This is a genomic window from Sporosarcina sp. FSL K6-3508, assembly GCF_038615825.1.
Lineage (GTDB): Bacteria > Bacillota > Bacilli > Bacillales_A > Planococcaceae > Sporosarcina > Sporosarcina newyorkensis.
The window spans coordinates 128,493-154,205 of the sequence record NZ_CP152016.1 but is presented as its reverse complement, the minus strand read 5'-3'; the positions used below and the strand labels follow the sequence as shown (position 1 = coordinate 154,205).

General features: G+C 39.1%; 22 protein-coding genes. 12 read left to right on the top strand and 10 right to left on the bottom strand.

What is annotated here, in order from left to right; all coding sequences use genetic code 11:
* Positions 1–7: 7 nt before the first annotated feature.
* Genes mdcA through MKX97_RS00700 form a run of 3 tightly spaced genes read right to left on the bottom strand, consistent with a single transcriptional unit; the run spans position 8 to position 3,243 of the window.
* Positions 8–1,654, bottom strand: coding sequence for a malonate decarboxylase subunit alpha (gene mdcA, locus MKX97_RS00710; protein ID WP_342536682.1), 1,647 nt, complete (start codon positions 1,652–1,654; stop codon positions 8–10).
* Between the two features lie 2 nt (positions 1,655–1,656).
* Positions 1,657–2,583, bottom strand: coding sequence for a malonate decarboxylase subunit epsilon (locus tag MKX97_RS00705; RefSeq protein WP_342536681.1), 927 nt, complete (start codon positions 2,581–2,583; stop codon positions 1,657–1,659).
* Positions 2,584–2,592: 9 nt separating this feature from the next.
* The gene (locus MKX97_RS00700; protein ID WP_078817651.1) at positions 2,593–3,243 is read right to left on the bottom strand and encodes a GntR family transcriptional regulator; all 651 of its coding nucleotides are present in this window, start codon (positions 3,241–3,243) and stop codon (positions 2,593–2,595) included.
* A 189-nt stretch (positions 3,244–3,432) separates the two neighbouring features.
* Here MKX97_RS00700 and madL point away from each other — a divergent pair, with 189 nt between their 5' ends.
* The 4 genes from madL to MKX97_RS00680 all read left to right on the top strand — a co-directional run bounded on the left by madL (position 3,433) and on the right by MKX97_RS00680 (position 6,187).
* A complete protein-coding gene (gene madL / locus MKX97_RS00695) occupies positions 3,433–3,843 on the top strand; it encodes a malonate transporter subunit MadL (RefSeq protein ID WP_078817652.1) in 411 nt (136 codons plus the stop codon).
* A gap of 1 nt (position 3,844) precedes the next feature.
* Positions 3,845–4,609, top strand: a complete 765-nt coding sequence (gene madM / locus MKX97_RS00690; protein ID WP_342536680.1) for a malonate transporter subunit MadM — start codon at positions 3,845–3,847, stop codon at positions 4,607–4,609.
* A 449-nt stretch (positions 4,610–5,058) separates the two neighbouring features.
* Positions 5,059–5,634 (top strand): TetR/AcrR family transcriptional regulator, encoded by a 576-nt coding sequence (locus tag MKX97_RS00685; RefSeq protein ID WP_342536679.1) that lies wholly within the window; start codon positions 5,059–5,061, stop codon positions 5,632–5,634.
* Positions 5,635–5,734: 100 nt separating this feature from the next.
* Positions 5,735–6,187 (top strand): MaoC/PaaZ C-terminal domain-containing protein, encoded by a 453-nt coding sequence (locus MKX97_RS00680; protein ID WP_342536678.1) that lies wholly within the window; start codon positions 5,735–5,737, stop codon positions 6,185–6,187.
* A gap of 451 nt (positions 6,188–6,638) precedes the next feature.
* Here the strand turns inward: MKX97_RS00680 and MKX97_RS00675 are convergent, their stop codons facing one another.
* The 3 genes from MKX97_RS00675 to MKX97_RS00665 all read right to left on the bottom strand — a co-directional run bounded on the left by MKX97_RS00675 (position 6,639) and on the right by MKX97_RS00665 (position 11,286).
* A complete protein-coding gene (locus MKX97_RS00675) occupies positions 6,639–7,277 on the bottom strand; it encodes an O-methyltransferase (RefSeq protein ID WP_342536677.1) in 639 nt (212 codons plus the stop codon).
* Positions 7,264–7,593 (bottom strand): hypothetical protein, encoded by a 330-nt coding sequence (locus MKX97_RS00670; RefSeq protein WP_342536676.1) that lies wholly within the window; start codon positions 7,591–7,593, stop codon positions 7,264–7,266. The genes MKX97_RS00675 and MKX97_RS00670 overlap by 14 nt, the downstream gene beginning before the upstream one ends.
* A 585-nt stretch (positions 7,594–8,178) precedes the next feature.
* Positions 8,179–11,286 (bottom strand): ATP-binding protein, encoded by a 3,108-nt coding sequence (locus MKX97_RS00665; RefSeq protein WP_342536675.1) that lies wholly within the window; start codon positions 11,284–11,286, stop codon positions 8,179–8,181.
* A gap of 273 nt (positions 11,287–11,559) precedes the next feature.
* Here MKX97_RS00665 and MKX97_RS00660 point away from each other — a divergent pair, with 273 nt between their 5' ends.
* Entirely contained in the window at positions 11,560–12,996 is a 1,437-nt protein-coding gene (locus MKX97_RS00660; protein ID WP_342536674.1) for an S-layer homology domain-containing protein, read from the top strand.
* Positions 12,997–13,359: 363 nt separating this feature from the next.
* Here MKX97_RS00660 and MKX97_RS00655 read toward each other — a convergent pair whose 3' ends face one another.
* Positions 13,360–13,668, bottom strand: coding sequence for a monooxygenase (locus MKX97_RS00655; protein WP_342536673.1), 309 nt, complete (start codon positions 13,666–13,668; stop codon positions 13,360–13,362).
* 16 nt (positions 13,669–13,684) lie between these two features.
* Entirely contained in the window at positions 13,685–14,608 is a 924-nt protein-coding gene (locus MKX97_RS00650; protein ID WP_342536672.1) for a DsbA family protein, read from the bottom strand.
* Positions 14,609–15,207: 599 nt separating this feature from the next.
* Between MKX97_RS00650 and MKX97_RS00645 the strand changes: the two genes are divergently transcribed.
* The 5 genes from MKX97_RS00645 (at position 15,208) to MKX97_RS00625 (ending at position 19,551) form a co-directional block, all read left to right on the top strand.
* Entirely contained in the window at positions 15,208–15,789 is a 582-nt protein-coding gene (locus MKX97_RS00645) for a TetR/AcrR family transcriptional regulator (protein ID WP_342536671.1), read from the top strand.
* A gap of 265 nt (positions 15,790–16,054) precedes the next feature.
* Complete coding sequence (yiaA, locus tag MKX97_RS00640; RefSeq protein ID WP_342536670.1) at positions 16,055–16,525, top strand: inner membrane protein YiaA; 471 nt, start codon at positions 16,055–16,057, stop codon at positions 16,523–16,525.
* 208 nt (positions 16,526–16,733) lie between these two features.
* On the top strand, positions 16,734–17,093 hold the full coding sequence (locus tag MKX97_RS00635) for a hypothetical protein (RefSeq protein WP_342536669.1): 360 nt from the start codon (positions 16,734–16,736) through the stop codon (positions 17,091–17,093).
* A gap of 148 nt (positions 17,094–17,241) precedes the next feature.
* Positions 17,242–17,829, top strand: coding sequence for a LysE family transporter (locus MKX97_RS00630; protein ID WP_342536668.1), 588 nt, complete (start codon positions 17,242–17,244; stop codon positions 17,827–17,829).
* Positions 17,830–18,105: 276 nt separating this feature from the next.
* Positions 18,106–19,551, top strand: coding sequence for a flavin monoamine oxidase family protein (locus MKX97_RS00625; protein ID WP_342537466.1), 1,446 nt, complete (start codon positions 18,106–18,108; stop codon positions 19,549–19,551).
* 306 nt (positions 19,552–19,857) lie between these two features.
* Here MKX97_RS00625 and MKX97_RS00620 read toward each other — a convergent pair whose 3' ends face one another.
* Positions 19,858–20,919, bottom strand: coding sequence for an NAD(P)/FAD-dependent oxidoreductase (locus MKX97_RS00620; RefSeq protein WP_342536667.1), 1,062 nt, complete (start codon positions 20,917–20,919; stop codon positions 19,858–19,860).
* A gap of 216 nt (positions 20,920–21,135) precedes the next feature.
* On the opposite strand from MKX97_RS00620, the gene MKX97_RS00615 reads away from it, so the two are divergent.
* On the top strand, positions 21,136–23,286 hold the full coding sequence (locus tag MKX97_RS00615; RefSeq protein ID WP_342536666.1) for a DNA topoisomerase 3: 2,151 nt from the start codon (positions 21,136–21,138) through the stop codon (positions 23,284–23,286).
* A 96-nt stretch (positions 23,287–23,382) separates the two neighbouring features.
* Here MKX97_RS00615 and MKX97_RS00610 read toward each other — a convergent pair whose 3' ends face one another.
* The gene (locus MKX97_RS00610) at positions 23,383–23,985 is read right to left on the bottom strand and encodes a class I SAM-dependent methyltransferase (protein WP_078817664.1); all 603 of its coding nucleotides are present in this window, start codon (positions 23,983–23,985) and stop codon (positions 23,383–23,385) included.
* 245 nt (positions 23,986–24,230) lie between these two features.
* Between MKX97_RS00610 and MKX97_RS00605 the strand changes: the two genes are divergently transcribed.
* On the top strand, positions 24,231–25,697 hold the full coding sequence (locus tag MKX97_RS00605) for an MDR family MFS transporter (RefSeq protein WP_078817665.1): 1,467 nt from the start codon (positions 24,231–24,233) through the stop codon (positions 25,695–25,697).
* The last annotated feature ends 16 nt before the right edge of the window (positions 25,698–25,713 follow it).

Sequence of the window (25,713 nt, the reverse complement as noted above, 5' to 3'; positions counted from 1 at the left end):
CCCCTCCTTACCAGCTTTTAAATTTCGCAGGAGGCTCATATAAACCGCCTGACCATTGGACCAGTTCATCAATATTTTTCGCTGCTAATAATGAGCGGTTCGCTTCTCCCCTCTGGATATTTAAATCTTCAGGCAAGGCAACAAGCCCTCGGTCGCGTAACTGTTGTGTCTGCTTTACATCATGCTCCATGCCAAGCGGCGTCACTCCTGCAATCGAAGCAATCATTTCCCTTCGTTCAGCCGGGCTATTTGTTTTGTACAAATAAGCAATCCCTTCTTCCGTCACAACATGCGTAATATCTTCCGCATAAATCATAACGGGAGCTACAGCCAAATTGGCTTGTTTTTTTACATCCACAGCATCTAGGCGTTCTACAAATACTGGTGTATTCGCATCCTGATAGGTCTCAGCCACTTGCACCACTAATTTTTTCCCTCTTGCAAGCTCGTCTGTCGAAGTCATCATGTTATACCAAGCCTCTGTTGAATGGCGACGTCCTCCCGGATTATGCCCCATATTCGGTGCCCCGCCATAACCTGCAACACGCCCCTTTGTTACAGTTGAAGAGTTTCCGTATGCATCCATTTGCAGTGTTGAACCAATAAAGAGATCCGCTGCATATTGTCCCGCCAATTGTGCCAACGTCCGATTGGAGCGCATACTTCCGTCCTTACCCGTAAAGAAAACATCCCGTCTTGCTTCCACGTACTTTTCCATCCCTAACTCTCCGCCGAAGCAATAAATACTTTCTGCCCACCCAGATTCTATCGCTGGAATAAGTGTTGGATGCGGATTCAGAACCCAATTCTTGCAGATTTTCCCCTTTAGGCCGAGTTTTTCTCCGTAAGAAGGCAGTAATAGTTCAATTGCTGCAGTATTGAAACCGATTCCATGATTTAATGATTGCACCCCATGCTTTTCATAAATTCCGCGGATACACATCATTGCCTGTAAAATTTGAATGTCCGTGATGTGACGCGGGTCTCGTGTAAATAGCGGCTCCAATTCATATGGATGATCTGCTTCAACGATGAAATCCACCCAAGAATTCGGGATGTCAACACGCGGTAATTCATCTACAATTTCATTTACCTGTGCGATTACAATCCCGTCACTAAAAGCTGCCGCCTCAACAATCGTAGGCGTTTCTTCAGTGTTCGGGCCAGTGTATAAATTACCATGTCTGTCCGCTTTATCTGCTGCGACTAATACGACATTGGGAGTCAAATCTACAAATAATCGTCCATAAAGCTCGATATAGGTATGGAGATCTCCCAATAGTAAGCGTCCATCTTCAATCATTTGAGCAATCCTCATACTTTGCGGGCCCGCGTAGCTCAGATCGATTCGTTTAGCTATTCCTTCGTCAAATAAATCTAAATGTTCGGGTCTTGATACACTTGACATAATCATATGAAGATCATGAACTTTCTCCGGGTCTACTTGAACTAACGACTGAGATAAAAACGAAGCTTGCTTTTGATTATTTCCTTCAAGAACCACACGATCCCCCGGCTTAATCAGCAACTCCAGAGCATCTACAATTTTCTCTGTAGGGATAATCGACCCGTTGACTAAATGCCTTACACTTTCAACCGTTCGTTGTTTTTGTTCAAGCTTTTGCTTCCAAGATCGCTGTTGAATAATAACCATATCTACACTCCTTTATTTTTTTCTACATACAGACAATCGTCTATACCATTTTTACTGACCGCATAACTATGAATCTCAGGAAATGCACTCGAAGCCAACCTTTTCAAAACGTCTCCCGGAGGCATCTCAATAAATTGACGCACGCCATATTCATATAAAACTGTTGTGGCATCATGCCAACGAACAGGCAGTGCGATACTTTCCGCTAAATCTTGTGCAATATCCTTTGACCTCCGTAATACTCTGGCATTGCGGTTTGCAATAAAAGGAATCGAAGGACGTCCAAGTTCAAGAGAATCTAATTCTTCTTTTAAGACAGTCTGGACGGGGAGAAACAAAGGAGAGTGAGATGGCGTTGTAACTTTCAGCATTTTAGCTGAACTGGCTCCCTTCCCGTCTACTTCATCAATAACTTTTTGCATTGCTCGTTTATGACCTGATAAAGTTAGTTGCGTCAGAGAATTTCGATTGGATACATAAACCGGATATTCATCTGTATATAAACCGCTAACAATCTCTTCTAATCTATTTTCTGACAGACCAACAATTACCGCCATTCCATAGTTCTCGTCTTGAAGTTCCTCCATTAGTTCACCACGTTTTTTCACAAGCAATAAGGCTTCCTCAAAACTTAAGACATTTGCTATGACTGCGGCAGCAAAAGCCCCGACAGAGTGACCAGCAACGAATTGAGGGCTTACTCCAAGGCTCAAGAAATATCGCGCCGTTGCAACGCTTGCAGTTAACATTGTAAGTTGCACATTTCTTGTACTAATCAACGCTTCTTCTGTTTGTAACATTTCTATAGGTTCTTTAATTATTTCCGATGCAGTTTCCAATGTATCGCTTATGATGGAATGCTGAGGAAGTTCATTCAAAAAGTAAGGGTATTGTGAGCCTTGACCAGGGAATAACCATGCACTTTTCATTTCAATCACCTATAACAATTTGCTTTTTACGCTGTATATTACATCTTCAGTATGTTTGCGCAAAATTGTTTTCAATTGGCTAATATCATCTTTCACTAAGCAACTATAGATCTCCTTATGTTCCTTTACCGACTTCTCAATCACTTTATTGCTAGAGAAATGAATAATTTGTATCCGCAGTAGAGGCAGAGATATCTTACTGTACATATCAATCAAAACCTTACTTTTACTCAGTTTCAATATGAGATAGTGAAATTGGTAATTCAAATGTGTATATTCCGTATAGTTTTCTACCTTCATCATTTTATGAACGACTAATCTCATCTCTTCTAATAACTTTTTCTCTTCACTCGGTTTTATCAAACGCTCGACAGCCAGCATTTCTATAGAATTTCGAACATCGAGCAAGTCCTTCATCTCATCAATCGTGTACCCCTTGATAAAAGCGCCTTTCCTAGGGACACGTTCAATAATCCCTTCCATAGTGAGCAAGTAAATAGCTTCCCTTACCGGCGATCTGCTGATGTTAAACTGTTCTGCGTAATTATTTTCTACAACCTGATCTCCAGGCTTTAGCTCGCTGCTCAACACTTGCTCTAATAATTGATTTGCCACCTTTTTTGATAAAGCATTGTCTAAAGACTTTTCGAAATACTCCATCCCTTCACCTCAGATTATGAATTTTAGTCGACTGTATACTAAACATACTAAACACTTTACCAACCATTTTCAATACAAAACTATGAATATTCTAAAATATTTAATATTTAGCTTGATTATCTTTGTGACTTTGCTTATTCTTAAGTCTAGAATACAGTCGACTAAATAAAAAAGAAATGGAGTGTTTAAATGGCGATTTACGGTGTGGCAATACTGGCAGGCTGTTTTGTAGTTGGGATGTTCTTCGGTGAGATTATCGGAACGATTATGGGCGTAGATTCAAACGTTGGCGGAGTAGGAATTGCAATGCTTTTACTCATTGTCGTTGTAGATAAGCTACAGAAAAAAGGAATGTTAAGCATGCCAGCTCAATCGGGTCTCGCTTTTTGGAATGCTATGTACATCCCAATTGTCATCGCAATGGCAGCGAGCCAAAATGTACTTGGCGCTTTAACGGGAGGTCCTTTGGCTATTATCGCAGGGGTGGCAGCAGTGGTTATTAGTTGGACAGTTGTCCCTTTACTTAGCGGGAAGAAGGCAAGGGAATCAGCGGTAGAGTTCAATCAAAGCCATCCACTGAAGACACAGGAGGTGAAGTAACATGTTTTTGGAAGCGATTACAAATGTACTTGAAGGAAACGGGTTGATTACTGGCTTTGTCATTGTCGGTGTTACCATGTATGTTGCGTATCTTATTTCAGGAAAACTTACAAGGGGTATCGTACACGGATCTGCAATTGCTATTGTACTAGGTTTGGTTTTAGCTTATTTCGGAGGTGTTTATACTGAAGGAACAAAAGGACTGGCGGATGTCTCCTTGTTTGCGGGGATTGGTTTGCTAGGAGGAAGTATGCTTCGGGATTTCGCTATTGTTGCTACATCATTTGGGGCAAATTTTGATGAAATAAAAAAAGCAGGTGCACGAGGTGTTTCTTCCCTGTTTATCGGAGTGGGGCTGTCATTCATTGTAGGTTTATTGATCGCTTTACTTTTTGGTTATACCGATGCAGTAAGCTTAACTACAATTGGAGCAGGCGCAGTTACTTATATTGTCGGACCTGTAACAGGAGCCGCATTAAATGCTAGTTCTGAAGTTATCGCTATCAGTATTGCCGCTGGTTTGATCAAGTCGGTTTTAGTTATGGTAGGAACGCCATTTGTCGCAAAATATATTGGGCTGGATAATCCGTTATCTGCAATGGTATATGGAGGATTGATGGGGACAACTTCTGGTGTAACAGGTGGGTTAGCTGCGACGGATGTACGATTGGTGCCGTATGGAGCCGTCACAGCTACCTTCTATACAGGTTTGGGATGCTTATTATGCCCAACCCTACTTTATATTCTAACAGGTTTAGTATGGTAATAATATGTTATATTTCATTTTATTAAAATAATGATGGGAAACTCTTTTTGAGAACTGTTAAATGAATACTTTTATAGTTCTGAATCCTCGCCCCTTACAACCGCTCCGGTATGTTGGGGGCTTTATTTTTATGTTCATCTTTTCTTACGTTCCGATTTATGATATCTAAATATATTAATTGTAGTAAGTGTATGAGGTTAAGAACCGGCAATTATTATCACTGCAATATTAAAATAAATTCTTTTTCCGCAGGAGCTACTAATTAGCAATCCGACTCAATTTGTCGGTTGATTAGATCAATAAAAAAAACATGCTACTACCTGAATAATTTAGGTAATCTTGTTTAACCAGAACTTTATTATGCTGTAAAATACTTTTATGTTTTCTTTCGTATAATTCTTTACTGAACGTTCTAGTACTGTTATGATTACTCTAATAGGAGGTGGAAGATGGCTAGACCAAGAGAGTTTGATGAAACAAAGGTTTTAAAAAAAGCAATGATTCTTTTTTGGCAACAGGGCTATGAATTTACATCCGTTCAGGACTTAGTCGACCATATGGAGATTCATCGACGCAGTATTTATGATACATTTGGTGATAAAAAAGCCTTGTTTATAAAAGTGCTTGATCTATATGAAGAAATGATTGATCGCAATCTTAAGAACCAAGTTAGAAAAATTGACTCGGTCAGGTTAGCTCTTAGAAGGTTATTTGAGTTAACACTGTTTGAAAAAGGTACTTTACCTCGTGGATGTTTAATGGTCAATTCAGCAGTTGAACTCACCTCATCCAGTCCAGAGATTGCTGAAAAAACAGCAGAAAGCTTTGCTAACATGGAATCATTTATTTATGAACTATTAGTAATCGGACAAAAAAAAGGTGAACTGTCTCAAGAACTCGAGCTAGAAACTCTAGCACAGTTTATCCATAACTCGTTTATTGGGATAAGAGTCTTGGCTAAAACGACAGACGATAAGCAGAAATTTGACAGTATCATTAATACAACATTAAGTGTCTTAGACTGATCGTTCTAGAATGATCGTTCTAATTTTTTCTGCAAAGATAACGGCTGATTAATGAATTTCTCGGAAGCTTTATAAAACTTCAGAAATCGAGGGGATAAAAATGGTTAAACAAGTACTTTATCTTGATGATTTAAAAGTGGGTGACACTTTTGTCAGTGAAAAGTATTCTTTGAGTGCAGACAAAATTAAAAACTTTGCTCAAGAATTTGACCCCCAAGTTTTCCATTGCGATGAAAACCTAGCGGAAGATACCTTTTTCAAGGGATTAGCTGCCAGTGGTTGGCATACTGCAGCGATTACTATGAAATTATTAACCGAAAGTTTGCCTTTTGCACATGGAATTATTGGTGCTGGCGGAGAAATTAATTGGCCGCAGCCAACTCGTCCAACTGATAATTTATATGTAAGGAGTACAATTAAGGAGATTAAATATTCTAAATCAAAACCTAACCAAGCTCTGTTATTCGTTGAGACTGAAACTTTAAATCAACATAATGAAATTTGTCAAAAATTAGACTCAAAACTTTTAAGCTTTAAAAAGAGTACAACTTAGAAATTTCCCTATAAAAACTATCGAGTGAGCTCCAGTAGTTTAAAGCTCTTTTCGATAGTTTTTTTATTTATAAAGGGGTATCATCAAAGCCATTAAAATTGTAAAACGATGACCGACAAACTTAAGATGGCCAAAATAAATAACAGCGTGTCACAAATGGCCGCGGTAATAGCGGCAAGAACGCTCTTAACGGATGTGATTGCGCCACACCTTGTGTAAATACAAAAATGTTTTGAACACCCAAAGGCAAAATCAGTCCATACACTAAAAATGATGCCACGTGAAATTGGTTTAACGCCGGCAACACCTTCCTACCTTTATCGTATCTATGCTATACCCAAAGAAAAAAGTATGGATACATACCATATCCACCTATAGTTAGGATGCTCCATAATCATTGTCCTCAATAAAAAACCAAATTCTCATTCATCGAGAACCCCGCGCGCTATTCTTACCTCTTCACTCTTGCAATCGTCATCCCATCGCCAAGCGGGATCAGCAGTGATTCCAATTGTGGATGATTCGCTACTGTTTCATTAAATGTTTGCATGAATGCCGTATAACGTTTTGGTTCCACTTCCGGATCTGCAACACTTCCCCTAGCCAACACATTATCCAGGACGATTAATGCCCCCGGCTCTGCAAGTCGAATACAGGCGTCTAGATAATTCCCATAGTTCTCTTTATCCGCATCAATAAAGAAAAAATCAAAACGCTGCCCTTCCTCCTCTAATTTTTCAAGACTTTGCAAGGCGGGCCCGGTTCGATAAGATACTTGATCACCAAAGCCTGCTTTCGCTAGATTGTTCGCCGCTAACTTTGCGTATCTTTCATCCAGTTCAAGGGATGTCAATGTTCCTTCATTCCCAAACCCTCTTGCAAGGCAAATTCCACTGTAGCCGCCAAGTGCGCCAATTTCCAAGACGTTTTTGGCGCCTGAAATCGTCGTTAGCATCGTTAATAGTTTACCTGAAGAAGGAGAAACCGATATAGCGGGCATGCCATTTTCCTCAATTAAAGCAATTACTTCCTCTAACAATGCATCTTGTTTCGTAAACACTGTATCAATGTAACTGTTAATTTTCTTCATCCAACATAACTCCTTCCTCACTCATGCCTTCAGAAACCTTACTGTCAGTTAGCTCTTCCCCATTGATTTCAAAGAGTTGTACAAACTCATTAATGACCATATCAATTGCTTTTAATTCTCCGACTAAAATAGGTTGGATGGAATGAAACTCAGGCTGCTCAAGTTGCTGTTTGATCGTTGCACGCTTCAGATGCATACGCTCTAAAAAAGCAATAGCCCTTCCGCGACGAAACGTTTTTGGGCCGCGTGCCCCCTCTTCCCCACTATAGCGTCTACTGTAATGACGACTTTCTCTCTTTGCACGTTCTTCTCTCATTAACGACCCCTCCATCTTATACAACTCATTGTATACAAACGTATACAATGAGTCAATCTTCAATCCTTTACTCAAAATTAATAAGCAATGCTAGCGCGATTTCCAATTTGTTATACTGATTTTGACCTACGATGCTTATACTGTTTTATCACTACTCTCGCTGACAAATCAAATCGGTTCTTAAATAGGTTTAACGAATTGCTTTTAGATTTAAGCAGTTTTAGAAAAGCAGAGCGCTTGTTGAACAATTCTACGAGATGCCAATGACGATCTATTCATCTGAAAGGTTCAGTGATTTCTCTGATAACTTGTTTCAGGATTTATTACTTTGAAAATAAAAGGATAGAGAGAGCAGATATCCATCCTGCCTCTCTATCCCTTTTCACTTATATTCAGTAATCGAAAACTGGTGAATTTACAAGCCTATTATTGGCCTCCTTTTACTCCGCTAGTGATTCCTTTTCATTCATGTATTTCTATAAAGTGCTATACCAATCTATTTGTCTGGATAATTACACTTCCTAATATAGTCTAGAACCACCCTACATCATCGGCTAAGGTTGGATTCTTGAAAAGTTTTGAACACTATCTTCTCACCTGAAAGGATACGACTGTCCCTTGATTTGGTGTACTTTTGATTTGAAGCCCTTTGCCAAACTGTCTTGTTAGACGTTGATTTGTATTAATTAAACCTATACTTGTCTGACTGCCTTTCTTTCTTTCTAATAAGCTGTGCAACTGGGCTCCATCCATTCCAATGCCGTCATCTTTAATTGAAATCTCAACATATTCCTCATAGAGAGTGCAATAAATTGTGATTGTTCCCCCACTGATACGCTTCATAACTCCGTGTCTGACTGCATTTTCAACTAAGGGTTGGATTGACAGGAAGGGAATTTTAAGATCCTTACATCCATCCATCTCCCACACAACGTTCAATCGATCTCCGAAACGTACCTGTTCGATATTCAGATATGATCGTACGATATTCAATTCCTCTTGTATGGGTATCAATTCATCTATGTGTTGGAATTGGTATTTACTTCTTAAGAATTCGCTTAGTTCCATTAGCAAACCTTTCATCTTATTCAAGTCAATTTCACTCAGTGCGATAACGGAATTTAATGTATTGAATAAAAAGTGAGGTTGGATTTGAGATTGTAACCATGCAGCCTCTAATTGCAATTGTTCGCGTGCGACTTCTTTTATCTCCGCAAGCGCCCGGACTCTGGCTCGTAATTCCAACATTTCAACAGGTTTCGTTACATAGTCGTTGGCGCCTGCCAAAAACCCTGCTTGTATATCCTTCAAGTCGCTCCTTGCTGTAAGCAGTAAGATTGGAAGTTCTGTAAGCGAATACCTTTTACGAATCATCTTAGTCAACTCATAGCCGGACATCCGTGGCATCATAACATCCGTAATAACTAAGTTCCATTCCTTTTTGTTTAATTGATCAAGAGCTTCTTTGCCGCTTGTCGCAGTTGTGACATCGTATTGATCAACTGACAAAATCGATTGAAGCACCTGTAGGTTGATGGGGTCATCGTCCACGATCAATACAGGCAATCGCCTTCCCCTACCCTCCAATAATGCCATTTGATCTGTAGTAACTGAGATTTCAGCATCCGTCAAATCAAATGAGGTCTCCTTCAAATAATTAAGGGGCAATTCGTACGGTACGGCGTATTGAGCTTCCATTGATGAAGCGTTTTCGGTTTTGCCGTGTTGATCCAACGGGTCTAACTCCAGCGAAAACGTAAAAGTCGATCCTTTTCCTGGCGTTGAGGATACTTCTAACTGTCCACCATGAAGCTCAACTAACTGTTTGCTTATATTTAAACCAAGTCCGATCCCCCCTTCGGTCATTGTTGCATCGACCGCTTGCTCATAGGGGGAGAACAAGTGTCGTAGAAAATCCTCATCTATTCCCATACCGGTGTCAGATATCATAATAAGCGCCCTTTCACCATTCACTTTCGATCGAATATAGATTTCGCCCTCATCCGTGTATTTGATCGCATTATGGAGTAAGTTGTAGATGATTTGAATGACTCGGTTTTCGTCTGCGATGACTGCAGGAAAATCTTCTGAGATTTCATTAATAACGTGAATCGGCTTAATCTCAACGAGAAATTGCAGCATATCCATCACTCCATTTACGATGGGTTGAATCGCTACCGATTTTGTGTGAATGCGTGGATGGCCTTCTCTAAGGCTGGCTAAATCAAGTAAATCATTTAGTAATAATGACATTCGCCGACCGACTGTTAAAATTGTTTCAAGCTCATGGACACTTTTAGTCTTTAATAAATTTCTTTCTCTCATTAATACAGATTGAGACATATTAATAATCCCATGAAGAGGATTTTTAAATTCATGGGATGTGTTCGTCAAAAACTGATCCTTATGCTCATTTACTTTTTGTAATTGAACTGCGAGCTTCGCCGTTTCTGCATGCATTGTAAAATAATCCTTAAACCAAATTGATGCAAAACAACCAATTGACAAAATCAAGTCGAATGGATAATGAACAACACTTACGCCGGTTTCTCTCCAAAAGATCATCCAAGCAAAATGGTGGGCAACTATTAGTAAGGAAAGTAACAATAAAACATTCCCTGTGAAATTTCTATATATCTTCTTGAAAATAGTTATAAGGGAGACAGCAACAGCAAATCCCGCCAACAGATAATAAACCGGAAACAACATTATAATTTGACTCGAAGATAAAAACAGCGTAACGATGGCTGTTCCCATAGCAATAACCGAGTACACTGGGTTCATCAGTCGCCAGTATGGAAGACTGCGATGATCCATGCACTGAACCAGCGCAAGACCAGCGATCGGAACGAGGATATTCGCTAGACGGAAATCCCACTCATATCCAACGTCAAATAATAAGTGAAATAATTTTTCATCATTGCTTATTAAGTTCATTAACGTTATGCAAAATAAGAGCAAAGAAAAATAGAGTAGTTTTTTCTCTCGATTTCCCAAGAAATATAGCACAAGGGCATAGATAGAATGTAGAAAGAATATGACTGAAGCCAACACTTGCAAGGATAAAGAAAAATTTCTTTCTTTAGATATTGCCGCTTCAGAACCAAATTTAACTGACCGGATAATACCGCTACGACGAGCATCTTTGAAATTCGCTGCTTGAATGACAATGTCGATCACACCATCTTCATCTGCAGTAAAGGTTGATAAATACGGCAAATTTTTTGCTGTGTATTCGTCTTTTGTTTTTTCGACTTGTCCTGATCCAGCCAAAAGTCGTCCATTGACGAAGACTTGCGAAGAGCTGCGAACGCTAGGCACATATATACTATAATTAAGCATCTCACTTTTATTCACATAAAGACGCAAGCGGTAGGAGCCATATCCATATGGAGTCGATTTTCCATCTTGAAAATCTTCATTCCACCTACCCGGGACTTGAACTAGTTTCTTCGGTCCATCACTTGCATTCATAAGCCCTTCCGGATCCATCATCAATTGTGACGGATAAAACTCCCACTCTCCGTCAAGCAGCAAAACTTCGCCCTCTTGTGCATGCCAATCACGTAAATCCAATTGACCATTTTTTATTTGAGTATCTGTGAGGTTGCGAAATGTATCCATCCAAAGAATACGAGAACCTGATAAAAAAAGTAATAAACCGATCATCAACAAAACATGGCTTTTTTTCATTTATGTATTCACGGAAATCCTCCGCTCCCCCTCCTTTTTTGACGCTTGCTTATGTACAGGACTACTCGGATAATACACCACAATATCATATTATGTAAATAGAGGAAGACCTTATACAGGTAAAGACCACGACGTAGTAGGTGAGTGTTTCTCACACAAAAACTTATTTTAGAGGACATTAAAATACCTTGAAACCTTCTATGATTATCTACGTCTGTAGGTTGCTCATCTATCAACAATGATCCATAAAAAATATAGAAAGGAAGAAACCAAATGAAGAAAAAATTAATCACTATTCTCGGGGCATTGTTGCTTGCATGTAGCTTGCCATTATCCGGCAACGCAGCAAGCAAACAATTATTTGAAGACGTACCGCAAACAAAGCACTTTGCAGAAGCAGTCAATGATCTGGCGGAACGCAATATAATCGGAGGCTATCCGGATGGCACATTCAAGCCGGGCAATTCTATTACGAGAGGACAGGCGGCCGCAATCATTGCGAAGATGATCAAATTAGATACGAAAAACGTCAAAAATCCTGGATTTAAGGATGTTTCAACGGTGAATGGCTATTACAAGGCGATTGCCGCGATGGCGCAAGAAGGTATTATTAGCGGTTATCCGGACGGGCGTTACGGACCGAATGATCCGATCAAGCGAGGACAGATGGCTTCGATTTTGGTCAAGGCGTTTGACTTGCCACGTCAGTCCGGAGAGAATCCTTTCAAAGATATCGGTTGGAATGGCAATTCGTCGCATTACAAGAATATTCTAATCATCTACCACCTCGGCATTACGACGGGAACGGCTTCCAATACATTTAGTCCAAATCTCTCCATCACGAGAGGACAAGCGGCCAAAATGATCAAAGCGACGGAAGAGGCGAAACCGACGAATATGGTGACGCTCGGAGCGGATGATTTTGGCTGGAATCGTTTCTTTACGACAGAAACTGAATTGAACCCAGGGCTATTCGATATAATTTACGTAGAAGGGCAGAAAGGCTACCGAGACGATAAAATTCAATTGATTCCGAAAAAAGAAGGTTCAGGCACATTCATCGTATCGGACAAGCATTTCTTTGAAGCAGAGAATTACAAAAAATATTATGTACATGTAAAAAAAGAGAATGGCGAGTTGAAATTGACGATGAAGGAGACGAACGATTTTCTGCCGACCGCAGTAAAGCTTGAAATTCCCGAAAAGCAAGATGTCCGAAGTATTTCACTATCGACGATGGACGGAAAGAAGCTGACTGATGATGTAACGTTTAAATCGTGTGATTATGTAAATGTCTGCTTTGATATCGACAAGCCCGGCCAGTATATTGCCACTGTGCATTTCGCTGACGGCAAAGAAACACGTTACGGAATTGAAGCGAAATTGAAGAAAACACATTTTTATTATGAAGTGAATTCGTTAAAAGAAGAACTTTCTGTCAGGTATGAGCAAGGGACGGCATATGATATAGGGAAGCACAATATTGTTACGAAAGGCTATGAGCAAATTGTAGAAATCAAAAGAGATACCAGCACTAACTTGTTCACTGCACATCTGATTGGTAAGAAGGAAGGTACGATTGTGGTTGAATATGAGAAGCCTATACGTACAGAGTTTTACCATCAATCAGGCTTTCAGGTAGATGTTAAGAGAATCGGTTCTATATGGAATGTTTCGATCTGGTCGGATGGGTACATTACGGATATGTAATGGAGTAAAGAGTCGGTTAGCAAGTCCAACAGATATTAAATTAAAGAGAATCCTCATCAAAGGAATGGACGGTTAACTTTTTTGGTACAAATGATAGCTACCTGCCAAATACAATATTCACAGCTTTATTCCCACAAACATTATATGGTTTATATTTATTTGTAATGGACCTCTGAACTACTTTACGTGATCATTCGATTCAATTTTTTGTAACAATACAACCCCTACTTTTTCGTAGCACGTAATAAAATCGACTGCCTAAAAGGAAGTCGATTTTATTATGACGGTTCTACCTACATATACGTTTCATTGAGGGTTTCATTTGTCTAATAAGCATCTTCCGAAATTTTTACATAAAGACTTCTAGTTATTTATCGGCCCTTTAGTAACCTCAGTTAATTTCGAATTAACAGCAAATATTTTTGCGTTGATGTCCGTAACTCCAAAGCCAGTTAATCGTTTGGAGTGCATACCTAAATACTTTTCAGCAGTTTCTCTTGTTTCAAACATGTAAATTCCACCGACTTCTTTCATCTCCGGATTCTCCGTCCAGATTTTCCACATGACCCCGTCTTCTTCATTGATGCTTTTGGCTAAATCGGTAAGGGCCTCCGCCATTTCATCCCCGAATGGGCCATTCATTTTAAAATCCACTTGTAAAACGTATGCCATAATTACTCTCCTTTGTTTATTTAGTAGTTGTAAAATAGGATTCCCCTAGAATTTCCTTTGCTTGATATTGATCAGGCGAAAGTTCTTTTTCAATAAAAGAGTGAACGTCTGGTCGTTCAACATCGTACATCGCTTCAATTTCTTTAGAAAGCAGAAGTTTTTCCTTCCCAAGCAAACTAGAAAGAGGTGACTGTTTTTTAGGTTCCAGTTCTTCCGTATTTAGTACTTGTTTCAATCCGTTAACATAGGATTCAAACGGACGACCACCTACAATTTTTACACCTTTATTTTCCTCATTGACCATGATAATTGTAGGAAAACCTCTGGCACCCAGGCTTCTAGTCAGGCCAAAATCTTCGTTTAATAACTTTTGTCCGATTGGTTGTTCAGCTTCATTAACAATAGCTTCTCCATCTAGACCAAGTGTATTTACAATTTCAATCAACACGGAAATATCTGAAATATTTTGGTTGAATAAGAAAAGTGCTTCTCTCGCACGTCGTAAATATTCATATGCTAACTTATCATCATGGTATTTTTGAATCATCTTGAATACACGAGAAGGCGGGTAAGAGGACTGAACTGGATTATCAATCATTAAAGTACCGTCAATTGGCATCCTTGAGTGTTCTCCAACTTCTCTCCAGTGCCCTGCAACATCGGCAGGCTTATATATACCGTTTGCAGGATCGATCGGCCCGTCATGCCATCTCTCCAGCAAACCGCCCATAACCGTATGAAAGTTAAAATAATCCCCGTATTGCTCTACAAAACGACGAAGCTCAGGTTCAATGGCCCAACAATGAGAACAAATGGGGTCCGTGATATAATAGAAATTAACCGATTTTTTTACTTGATTGAAATCAATCACTTCTATTTCTTCTTCCCTAGTCACTCCACATACACCTGTTTCTAAATCACAAATCATATTATTTTTCAATTCGTTTTCCTCCCTTTTGAATAATTGAGAAAAGGCAACAAAATCTTTGACCTTGCGTGAACCATTCATTGTATTTACTTTCTAATCTTTTTCTATGCAGCCGACCAAGTTAGAACTTCATTTAACATTATTTAAACCGTTTCTTCATGAAATAGTGCGAGCTTAAAGGGGATCATTTCCTCAAAAGCCAGTGAAAAGATTTAGTTCCGGTTGAGTGCTTACTGTTGCAACTTTTGATACAGTTAGAATTAACCGCAAATTGCTAGCTGCTATCACCCCAAGAGTATAACCATGAATTACAATTTTGACGTTCCTATTTTTCCGTTCAACATATAACTAATTGATAGTATCCGTAATCGCTCTGTTATATTTATTCTGCATCTACCGTGCTCCAAAGTGACAATGCCAATTGCATTCATCCCCCCTAATATGGTTTATTTGAATATCTTATATTTCTTTATTCTTCAAGGGCACGATATAATATTTTTCTTACATTTAAATTTTAAGCCCTAATGATCTAAATCAACACCAATAATTCATTGGATTTGTCGTTTATACAACACATTTATTAAATTGTCTAAAAAGTAGGAGGGATAACAATGACCGGATCGAAGACGGATCCACGAGTTCTACGCACACGCAAATTAATCATGGATTCTTTCATTGAACTTTCAAGTGAGAAGGAATTTAAGGATATTACCGTTAAGGATATTTCAGCCGAGGCTATGATTAACCGTGCCACGTTCTATTATCATTTTGAAGATATATATGACTTATTGGATAAGGCATTATCGGAAGTATTGTTAATTAACCTCGATTGTAATCACTACCAAAACATTGAACTAAATGAAGAAATGCTAGTTAATATTTTCAAGGCGGTCACAAATTTTCAAATGTCATTATCCAATCGGTGCCATCGCGGATACGAAGATACCATTGCCCGTATTATTAGAGAACAACTTGAAATCATTTTTTATAAAGTATTGCTAAAACAAGGTCTAACCGGAGATAAGCAGGCCCTAAAGATTACTGCTGTCATGTTAAGCTGGGGGCTTTATGGGGCTTCTGTAGAATGGAGAAAAAATAGTGTGGGGGTAAAGCCGGAAGAGTTTATTAAACCCGCCATTCCTTATATAATTTCCGGAATTGATGTTGGATCTACTAACGAAACAAAAGAATGAACACAATTCGGCATTCATCGCAAAGGCAATAATAGCTGTTATTGCAATGATTATCGTTTACACTAATATCGCCTGAACCCTATGTATTCAATTTGCAAAATAAAATATGCGCGATATCAAGTCATCAAGCAGTTGATACTTTCAGCCTTCATTAACCCTTGTGACGTTGACCGCATAATTTAAAGAAGAGATGGAATATTACAAAAAAAGTTGCCGATTTATATTCGTTTGGATATGATTGTCTAAAGAGAAGGGGGAACATTCAATGACTACGGATAATGAAAATTTATTTGATAAGGAAAAAAGTATTGATCCGAAAAGGAAAGTAGAAAGAAAAGACGGGGAACCCACTTCAGCTTTCAAAGGAGCTTCTTTAGCAGCGCTACTAATAGGAGTATCAGCTTACCTCTTAGGTTTGTATAATGCTGTTATGGAACTGAACGAAAAAGGATATTATTTTGCAATTTTAATATTTGGACTCTATTCATCTGTATCTTTACAGAAAGCAGTAAGAGATAAAGAAGAAGGTATACCAGTTACGAATATTTATTATGGTATTAGCTGGTTTGCACTTATTATAGCTATTTTATTAATGGCCATCGGTTTATACAATGCAGGAAGTATTGTTTTAAGCGAAAAAGGGTTTTATGGTATGGCTTTTGTTCTTAGTATATTTGCTGCGATAACAGTTCAGAAGAACGTTAGAGATACACAGAAAGCAAGAGAAATAGATTGAGTCACTTACCGTTAATTTGATGATTTCGACTGATTAAACAATACTATTTCACCCTCATTCTAAATCTAGAATGGGGGTATGCTTGTTAAAAAGGCACTAATCACCCATATAATTTAGACACTATTCCACTAACCATTAATACCCGATTCACTTTCATTTCCTCTCCCCCACCCAATATACTTTCTCGAAAAATCGCAATGGAAAAACAGTGGTATTTCACTCATGGTTCGATCTGGATGAATTAGATGATTATCCATGCCTTTCTTTTGAACAAGGAGAACATAATTCATTTTACTTTTCAGAAGAAATTTTAAGTACACGAAGTGTAAAGAAAAGCATCAAAGTAAGCGACAGAGCAGCTATCGTTAATTTCATGATCGGTCTTAATGGTTATACCATTTCTTCTGGAGTTTTCCCTAAATTTCTTCATGGTAATGAAATTATTGCAGTTCCTCTTAATGTAGATGAGGTCATACGGGTTGGAACAATAAAGCATAGAGATGTCACACTAACGGGGCTTGGTGAAATATATTTGGATGCATTACAAAAGATTGCACGGGATCTATAACTGAAAGTGAAGTTAACTCTCAGCTTGATATAGTTATTATCTATATCAAGCTATATATTTTTGGTATTATATTATATCGAAACTTTTCATTATACTATATTCAATTAAAGAAATAAGTTGAATAATGGAAAGTAGAGTGAATTAAGATATGGGAGTTCAAGCATTATCTTCATTTGTTATTTACGTTCTAATAAATGCCTTCACGCCAGGACCTGGTAATATCCTAGCATTAAATACGATGACTAACTATGGATGGACAAGGGGGAAACCTTTATTCATCGGCATCTTTATCGGTTATCTTTTTGTACAAACAATATGCGCAGTATTTATCTTTGGATTGGAGAACTTAATAAACCCGATAATGTTTGTCCTTAAATATGCAGGTGCTATTTATATTTTATGGCTAGCATACCAAATTTCCATTAGTAAGCCTGACAATAAAACTGCTGGGAAAAAACCTTCATTTTTGACTGGTTTTGTTTTGCAAATTGTTAATGTGAAAATATTCTTATTTGGTATAACTTCTCTAACAGGATATGTTGTTCCATATTACTCGTCATTTGGGTGGCTTTTATTTTTTGTTTTAATCATTGCTACAATAGGTACAATTGCTACCTTGACTTGGATACTTTTTGGAGCATTATTCCAAAAGACATATTTCAAATATTTCCGAGTAATAAATATTATATTGGCGTTATTACTATTGCAATGTGCAGTTGGACTTTTATTACAGTGAAGTACAGGAAAACATCTAGCTAGCATACCTCCGCCAATCTTTACATATTTATTATACAGCTCCTATCAACCAAACACTCCGAGCTATTAAATGTATTTCAAATTATTGTACAAAGTGTGTTCAGTCTATATCGACAAAGAGATGTGTTCACCGAAGTTTTGTTTAAATAAAATGGCAGTGTCCCATCGCAGAGCATTGTACGTAAAACTTTGGATGAGAAGGAGGAATGTCTTGCAAACATACAATTACGTATTCCCGCAAATACCTTCCCAGCAAATGATTTCAATTATTAAAGAGGGACTAAAGAAAACACAAAACCCTAAGAAAATCATTTTGATCGGTGCAGGGATGGCTGGTTTGGTTGCAGCTTCTTTACTTAAAGAAGCTGGACATCGTGTCACAATCCTTGAAGCTTCTGATCGGGTTGGCGGACGTATCTACACAATACAATCAGATTTCACAGATGAATTGTATTTTGAAGCAGGTGCCATGAGAATTCCCAACACCCACCTCCTGACATTAGAATATATAAAAAAGTTTAATCTCCCGCTAAATCCATTTATCAACAGCACTCCTGATGATATCCTATTTGTAAAAAACATTAAAAGCCGATTAAAGGTTTACGAACAATATCCTGCAATTTTCGGCTTTCCAGTTGCGCCACATGAAAGAGGGAAAACGGCTGTCGAATTAATCCAATTCGCAATAAAACCGGTCATTGATTTAATAAATCAAAACCCACAGTTGTATTGGCCGTGGATCATTCAGGAATTCGATAAATATTCGATGGATGCTTACTTAAGGCATAATCCATTTGGAACTAGATTGACTTCAGGCGCAATCGAAATGATAAAAGTAACTCTTTCGTTAGAAGGATTCCCAGAACTCTCTTTTCTTGAACTACTGCGTGAATTCATGGTTCTGTTTACCCCGAATATTAATTTTTTCGAGATTACCGGCGGAAATGATCAACTTCCAAAAGCATTCGTTCCACAATTAAAAGACGACATCATGTTCGGATTAAAAGTAACCAAAATTACTCAATCCAACAATCAAGTTACAATTGATGCTACTCATACAAAAATATCAAGGCCATTTCAAATAACCGGTGACCTGGCCATCGTGACCATTCCTTTTTCGGTTCTACAATTTGTTGAGATTGAACCAAGGAACTCTTTTTCAGAAAACAAATGGAAAGCCATACGCGAACTGCATTACGTAGGCTCAACAAAAAGCGGGATTCAATTCAAAAATAGGTTTTGGGAAAAAGAAGGGATATTTGGAGGTCAAACGGTTACGGATCTCCCCATTGCTTACGCGCAATATCCGAGCACAAGACTTGGCACTTCTGGATCTGGCATCATATTAGCCAGCTATACCTGGGGGGATGATGCTCTCGTTTGGGATAGTTTGAACTCCCAAGATCGTTTGGAATATACACTGAAAAATTTAGCTGCAATTCATGGTGAACAGGTCTATCATGAGTTTGTAACAGGTGCAAGTTTTAGTTGGACACGAAATCCGTATTCTGGCGGGGCCTTTACGATGTTTAAACCCGAACAAATAAAAGAGTTATCTCCCTATATCACATCTCCGGAAGGAAGGGTCCACTTTGCCGGTGAACATGCCTCTACTCAACATGGTTGGATACAAGGGGCAATTGAATCGGGAATACGGGTAGCTAAGGAAGTCAATGAAGTCAATGAATTGACGACATTGTAGAAAGCCCAGATAAATCAGTACCCTCATGACTGAGTGTTGATACACTCGGTCTTTTAATCTATTTTTATTTCACTGCAGATATGGAAAATGTAAAGCCAACACTCTGAATTATTATCTGACTTGTGTCTACTCTCTCTTCCGTATTAATCCAAATTAGAAAACCTCACCAATCTATGCGATAATAAAAGAACAAATGTTTCCATTATATTTTTAAAGAGATGCCGTTATGGAGCCTGTCATCTTATTATGTCAGATTTTTAATTCTGTACTTTAAATTTTCTTGGTTTTATTGAATTCTGCATCGTTTTAGAGTGTATTCTCTTTCACAAATTCTGCAATATGAGAAACTAAGTACTTTGCATCTTGGCTAACCCCACAGATCAACGCTGATCCGCGTTGATGTTGCCAAGGTAATCCTATGAAATATAGACCTCTTATCGGACTTATACCTCTTTTATGGACAGGTTTTCTATTTTCTGAGATAGCACCATCTATTTGAATCCAATCATAAAATGGAATAAACCCGGTTGACCATATGATATTTTCGAAGTTTTGGACACTATGATCTTCAAACGAGACTTCATTGCCTTCCACTTTGACTACCCTAGGCTTGACGCAGACTCGTCCTTCTTTCATCAAAGCCTTTAATTCACTTCCAAAGATAGGGTCATGTTGTTTGCTGAACCACTTTCCTCTTTTGGTATTGATACCAGCATGCAATAACCCTATTAGATCCAGCCAATAAAATATACTTTTCCCTAAAAAGTGAAGAGGTAAAAATTTAAATGGACGGCTTACAGCCAAAGTTACAGGATTCTCATGGGCTAACTCAACCGCAATTTGTGCTCCCGAATTACCACCACCAACAACCAGTACTGAGCCTTTCAATAGTTGCTTAGGCGAACGATAAAGAGAAGAATGAATTTGGAATGGTCCTCCCGTCTTATAAATTGCAACTTGCGGAACAAAAGGTTTCTGGAATGCACCTGAGGCAATTACAACTTGTTTAGCTTCTAAAATTCCTCGACTCGTTTTTATATAAAACACTCCACGCTCTTTTTTTATAGTTGTAACTTTCGTATTAAGATGCACTGGCAAATCGTAACGACTGACGTATTGCTCTAGGTAATCTGCAATTTCATCTTTTGTTGGAAATCCTTCCGGTGGGCCGTCCATTTGAATTTCTGGTAAGGAGCTATAATTTCTTGTAGTAAATAAAACTAATGAATCGTACCTTTGTCTCCATGTGTCTCCAATTCTTTCTTTAGAATCTATCAATAAGAAGGAAAGCCCTTCCTGCTTCAAATAATAACCCATAGCAATCCCCGCTTGTCCTGCCCCAACTATAACTACGTCATAACGCTCCATTTATTCCACCCCTAATTTTATTTTCCAAGCCCCTTTCATTCAAACGATCATTTGAACTAAGTTTATTATATATTATTTTAGCAATCAATTAGTTATGATTATTTCTTTAAATATTAATTTCAGCTTCTAGCCAAATATTAGATGACCTGACTCATTTATGCGATAATACAACTATAAGAACTAACGTTTCATCTCATACGTGAAAGAGGTGTTTCTATGAAACCAGTCATTTTAGCTGAAAAACCATCCCAAGCAAAAGCCTACGCAGAAGCTTTCACTGTGAAAAGTCGACAAAAAACACATATTGAACTAGCGCAAAGTCAGCTTTTTCCACAAGGTGCGATCATTACATGGGGCATCGGGCACCTCGTCGAATTAAAAGAACCAAAAGCGTACGACAACCGCTGGAACCGCTGGACGCTTGGGAGTTTGCCGATACTACCGGAACGTTATGAATTTCAAATTGCGAAGGGAAAGTATGAACAATTTCAAGCGGTGAAGAGATTGATGCGCGCGACCGACGTCGTCATTAATGCTTGTGATGTGGACCGTGAAGGATCCAACATCTTTTATTCCATTTACAACATGACTGGCGCACGCAATCAAACGATTAAGCGACTTTGGATCAATTCCTTGGAAGTAGATGAAGTACGAAAAGGTTTTGCGAACTTGCGGGACAATCGGCAAGATTTGCTGCTCTATGAAGAGGCTAAAGCACGACAGATCAGTGACTGGCTTGTCGGTATGAACGGTTCTCGGTTATACACACTTTTATTAAAGGCAAAAGGTATTCAAGAAGTCTTTCCGATCGGCCGCGTTCAGTCCCCGACGGTATACTTAATCTATCAGCGACAACAGGAAATCGAAACGTTTGTATCAGAACCCTTCTTTGAAGTGGAAGCACTTTTCACGTCTGAACATGGCAAGTATAAAGGCAAGGCAAAGGTAAAAGAACCAATGCGCGAAATTGTGCAAGAACTGTTAGCGAAACATCAAATTCAGCTAGATACTCCTGGTGTTGTCACGTCTGTTATAAATACAGACAAACGGATGCCGCCGCCACAGCTTCATTCATTGTCTACTTTGCAGGCGACGGCTAATCGACGTTGGAAGACAAGCCCTGCCAATGTACTGAAAACGATGCAGACACTGTATGAAAAGAAACTTGTCTCCTATCCGCGTACCGATACACGGCATATTACACCGAATGAATTTGCCTATTTGCGCGACCAAGTCAATGCATATCAACAGCTCATTCACCATCCATTCACGGCGTCTCTGACACCTAAAAAACGCTATGTGGACAGCTCAAAGGTTCAGGAACATTACGCCATCATCCCGACAAAAAAGATTCCTACTGAAGCGGCTCTTGCTAAATTATCGGAAATTGAGCGTAATCTCTATGAAGAAGTGGTTCGCACGACGCTCGCTATGTTTCATACGGATTATTTGTATACCGAAACGAAAGTAACGACGAATGTTAACGGATTGCCATTTTTCACAGTCGGGAAAACAGAACGTGACCTTGGCTGGAAGGCACTTTTCGGCACCTCAAAGGAAGAGAAAAAGGAAGAGAAAGCTTTACCGCCGCTTCAACTTAACGAACCGGTTACTAGTGAGATTGCTATTAAGGAAGGCAAAACACAGCCACCAAAACCTTACACAGAGGGCCAGTTAATTGCCATGATGAAAACATGCGGAAGATTAATTGAGGATAAAGAGGAAACGGAAATCTTGAAGGAAGTAGAAGGACTCGGTACGGAAGCGACCCGAAGTAACATCATCGAAACGATCAAGAAACATGGCTATATCAGCGTTTCGAAGAACGTAGTATCGATAACTGATAAAGGACGCGTACTCTGCCAAGCAATTGAAGGAAACTTACTTGCCAGTCCTTCCATGACAGCGAAATGGGAAAGTTATTTGCGTAAAATTGGGACGGGTGAAGGATCGGCACAACATTTCTTAGATACAATCGCCAAGTTCATTCAAAAGCTGTTGAATGAAGTCCCGGAACAACTGGAAGACCAAACGGTCACGGTGACACTGCCGGCTTCCACTAAAAAATCGAGATCTTCTTACACGCCGCAAGAGATCGCCCCTTGTCCAACATGCAAACAAGGAATGATCGTAGCTCGCAAAAGCTTCTATGGCTGCAGTAATTATAAAAATGGTTGTAAGCAAACATTCCCCGGTTTATTTCTCAAGAAAAAACTGACCCCAAGTCAAGTGAAACTGCTATGTACGAAAGGGAAAACCAATGTGATCAAAGGTTTTACCGCTCAAAATGGTAGCACATTTAATGCAGCGCTCGCATTAATAGATGGGAAGTTGAGTTTGGATTTTAACATAAGGCAGGAAAAATAACAGATTCATCCCCCACTTATATAAGTGGGGGATATCAATTGAATTCAAATAGAATGAAATGACTTACACATAGTATATTTCTTGGATGTAATTCTTTTACTCCAGCGGTTTTTGACCAACAAATTGAATAACATGGGATAGTCCATTGTGAAGCTCTCCTTCGTGGCGCGAAACCTCTCCCATGAAAAAGTGAACAATGTGCCATTCCTCGAAGAGTTCCAAAAATTCTTCGGGTTTATATAAAAAATTGATATCTTGTGGTCCGCCACTTTTATAAGGGAGCTGATATTTTGAATAAACCTCCGTCAGAAAATAACCGCCTGGCTTTATGGCTTCTTTTACACTTTGAAGAGTTTTTTGCCTAAGCTCTGTCGGAAAATGACCAAAAACGCACACGATTTCATCCCATTTGTCTTTCTCCCAGCTTGCTTCGTTTAAATCAACCAGCTCTGTCGAGATCTTGACATCCCGTTCTTCTGCAAGTTTCCTGGTTTTTATAAGACCCGATTCGGCATAATCCCATGTAGTGACGTTCATTCCCTGCTCTGCTAAGTAAACAGCATTGCGCCCTTCTCCTTCTGCTATGGTCAGTGCATCACCTGAAACTTCTATTTTCTTTTGAAATTCCTTCAAAAAAACATTTGGTTCCTTGCCGTAAACGTAATTTTCGGATTGAAAACGTGTATTCCAATGGTTCATTATTCGCTCTCTCCTTCCATATTTTCACTCAAGTACTCATTTGAAAAGTAGTAATTCCAACGTACCATAGAAAAAGGGTCTTTTCATGTATAATGCAAGCAGACATTCATTAGAATATCCTCGAAAAAACACTTGAGTTGGAACAAACGGTTCTGCTATATACGTATAATGATCCGTAAAACTTGCACTCACCGGGTAGTCGATTATAATTATAATGCTTTAGTAATAATGAAAGAGGTTGTGTAATGGAAAACAAACAATATGAGTACTTAGCGGATAATCCAAATGTGAAAGTATTGCCGCTCATGTTATCGCTAATTATTGGCGCTTTTTTTGCTATTTTGAACGAAACGTTATTGAATATTGCGCTCATTACACTAATGGATGAGTTTTCGATTAAGTTGGCAACAGTGCAATGGATGGCGACAGGCTTCCTGCTCGTCATGGCGATTGTCATCCCGATTTCTGCCCTGCTCTTGCAGTGGTTCACAACGCGTCAATTGTTTCTGGGAACAATGACAGTATTTACAATCGGCACGATCATCTGTGCAAGTGCCCCTAACTTCCCTGTACTATTAACAGGACGATTGATTCAAGCGGTCGGTACAGGACTATTAATGCCCATCATTTTCAATGTATTTTTATTGATTTACCCACCAGAACGCCGGGGAAAAATAATGGGGCTCATCGGACTTGTCATTATGTTTGCGCCTGCAATTGGACCTACATTATCAGGCGTGATTGTTGAATATTTAGGCTGGCGTTATTTGTTCATCATTGTCATTCCATTTGCATTATTTTCAATTGCCTTTGCGTATAGATATTTAATCAATGTCTCTGAAGTAACCAAGCCAAAAATTGATTTTACTTCGTTAATCCTTTCAACTATCGGATTTGGTTCAATAGTATATGGATTTAGTTCCGTTGGAGAGAGTGCGAATGGATTTCAAACTCCAAGTGTTTGGCTATTCATCGGGATTGGAGTCATCGGAATCTTCCTTTTTGCGTGGAGGCAATTAAAGCTAAAAGAGCCGATAATGGACTTGCGAGTATTTCGTTACCCAATGTTTACACATGCCGTGTTCATGTTTTTAATTATCATCATGGCTATGTTCGCGTCAGAAATTATTTTGCCAATTTATATGCAGGGTCCTCTTGCGCTTACAGCTGCGACGGCTGGATTGGTGCTTTTGCCAGGTAGTATTTTAAATGGGATTATGTCTCCATTCATGGGCTCTCTATTCGATAAATTTGGTCCTCGTGTGCTGATGATTCCAGCGACACTGGTATTGAGCGGTACGATGTTCATGATGAGCCAATTGACAGTAGATACCCCAGTATGGATAGTCGTCGTTGGCTATATCTTGATCATGCTATCGGTTTCCGCCATTATGATGCCTGCCGAAACGAATGGACTGAATCAATTGCCGAAGCGGCTTTATCCACACGGTACAGCTGTCATGTCGACACTACAGCCGGTTGCAGGAGCGATTGGCGTATCCGTCTTCATTAGTATAATGAATGCTCGCCAATTACATGTGTTGCAGCAGTCTGAAACACCGAAAGATCCTGCAACAATGAATCTTGCACTCGTAGCGGGCGTGGAATTGGTCTACTTTATTGCGTTTGCGATGTCGATCGTAGCACTGATTTTATCGTTTATTGTGTATCGCGCGACGCCAAGAGAGGATCAAGAGATTTCAAAACCATGACTACTTTGGTTATTTA

Bases quoted from the DNA above. Each gene is read 5' to 3' on its own strand.
- MKX97_RS00620 (WP_342536667.1), bottom strand. From the start codon at position 20,919: ATGGAGCGTTATGACGTAGTTATAGTTGGGGCAGGACAAGCGGGGATT.
- MKX97_RS00630 (WP_342536668.1), top strand. From the start codon at position 17,242: ATGGGAGTTCAAGCATTATCTTCATTTGTTATTTACGTTCTAATAAAT.
- MKX97_RS00685 (WP_342536679.1), top strand. From the start codon at position 5,059: ATGGCTAGACCAAGAGAGTTTGATGAAACAAAGGTTTTAAAAAAAGCA.
- mdcA (WP_342536682.1), bottom strand. From the start codon at position 1,654: ATGGTTATTATTCAACAGCGATCTTGGAAGCAAAAGCTTGAACAAAAA.
- MKX97_RS00660 (WP_342536674.1), top strand. From the start codon at position 11,560: ATGAAGAAAAAATTAATCACTATTCTCGGGGCATTGTTGCTTGCATGT.
- MKX97_RS00615 (WP_342536666.1), top strand. From the start codon at position 21,136: ATGAAACCAGTCATTTTAGCTGAAAAACCATCCCAAGCAAAAGCCTAC.
- MKX97_RS00675 (WP_342536677.1), bottom strand. From the start codon at position 7,277: ATGAAGAAAATTAACAGTTACATTGATACAGTGTTTACGAAACAAGAT.
- yiaA (WP_342536670.1), top strand. From the start codon at position 16,055: ATGACTACGGATAATGAAAATTTATTTGATAAGGAAAAAAGTATTGAT.
- madL (WP_078817652.1), top strand. From the start codon at position 3,433: ATGGCGATTTACGGTGTGGCAATACTGGCAGGCTGTTTTGTAGTTGGG.
- MKX97_RS00670 (WP_342536676.1), bottom strand. From the start codon at position 7,593: ATGAGAGAAGAACGTGCAAAGAGAGAAAGTCGTCATTACAGTAGACGC.
- MKX97_RS00625 (WP_342537466.1), top strand. From the start codon at position 18,106: ATGATTTCAATTATTAAAGAGGGACTAAAGAAAACACAAAACCCTAAG.
- MKX97_RS00665 (WP_342536675.1), bottom strand. From the start codon at position 11,286: ATGAAAAAAAGCCATGTTTTGTTGATGATCGGTTTATTACTTTTTTTA.
- MKX97_RS00655 (WP_342536673.1), bottom strand. From the start codon at position 13,668: ATGGCATACGTTTTACAAGTGGATTTTAAAATGAATGGCCCATTCGGG.
- MKX97_RS00705 (WP_342536681.1), bottom strand. From the start codon at position 2,583: ATGAAAAGTGCATGGTTATTCCCTGGTCAAGGCTCACAATACCCTTAC.
- MKX97_RS00610 (WP_078817664.1), bottom strand. From the start codon at position 23,985: ATGAACCATTGGAATACACGTTTTCAATCCGAAAATTACGTTTACGGC.
- MKX97_RS00645 (WP_342536671.1), top strand. From the start codon at position 15,208: ATGACCGGATCGAAGACGGATCCACGAGTTCTACGCACACGCAAATTA.
- MKX97_RS00680 (WP_342536678.1), top strand. From the start codon at position 5,735: ATGGTTAAACAAGTACTTTATCTTGATGATTTAAAAGTGGGTGACACT.
- MKX97_RS00700 (WP_078817651.1), bottom strand. From the start codon at position 3,243: ATGGAGTATTTCGAAAAGTCTTTAGACAATGCTTTATCAAAAAAGGTG.
- madM (WP_342536680.1), top strand. From the start codon at position 3,845: ATGTTTTTGGAAGCGATTACAAATGTACTTGAAGGAAACGGGTTGATT.
- MKX97_RS00605 (WP_078817665.1), top strand. From the start codon at position 24,231: ATGGAAAACAAACAATATGAGTACTTAGCGGATAATCCAAATGTGAAA.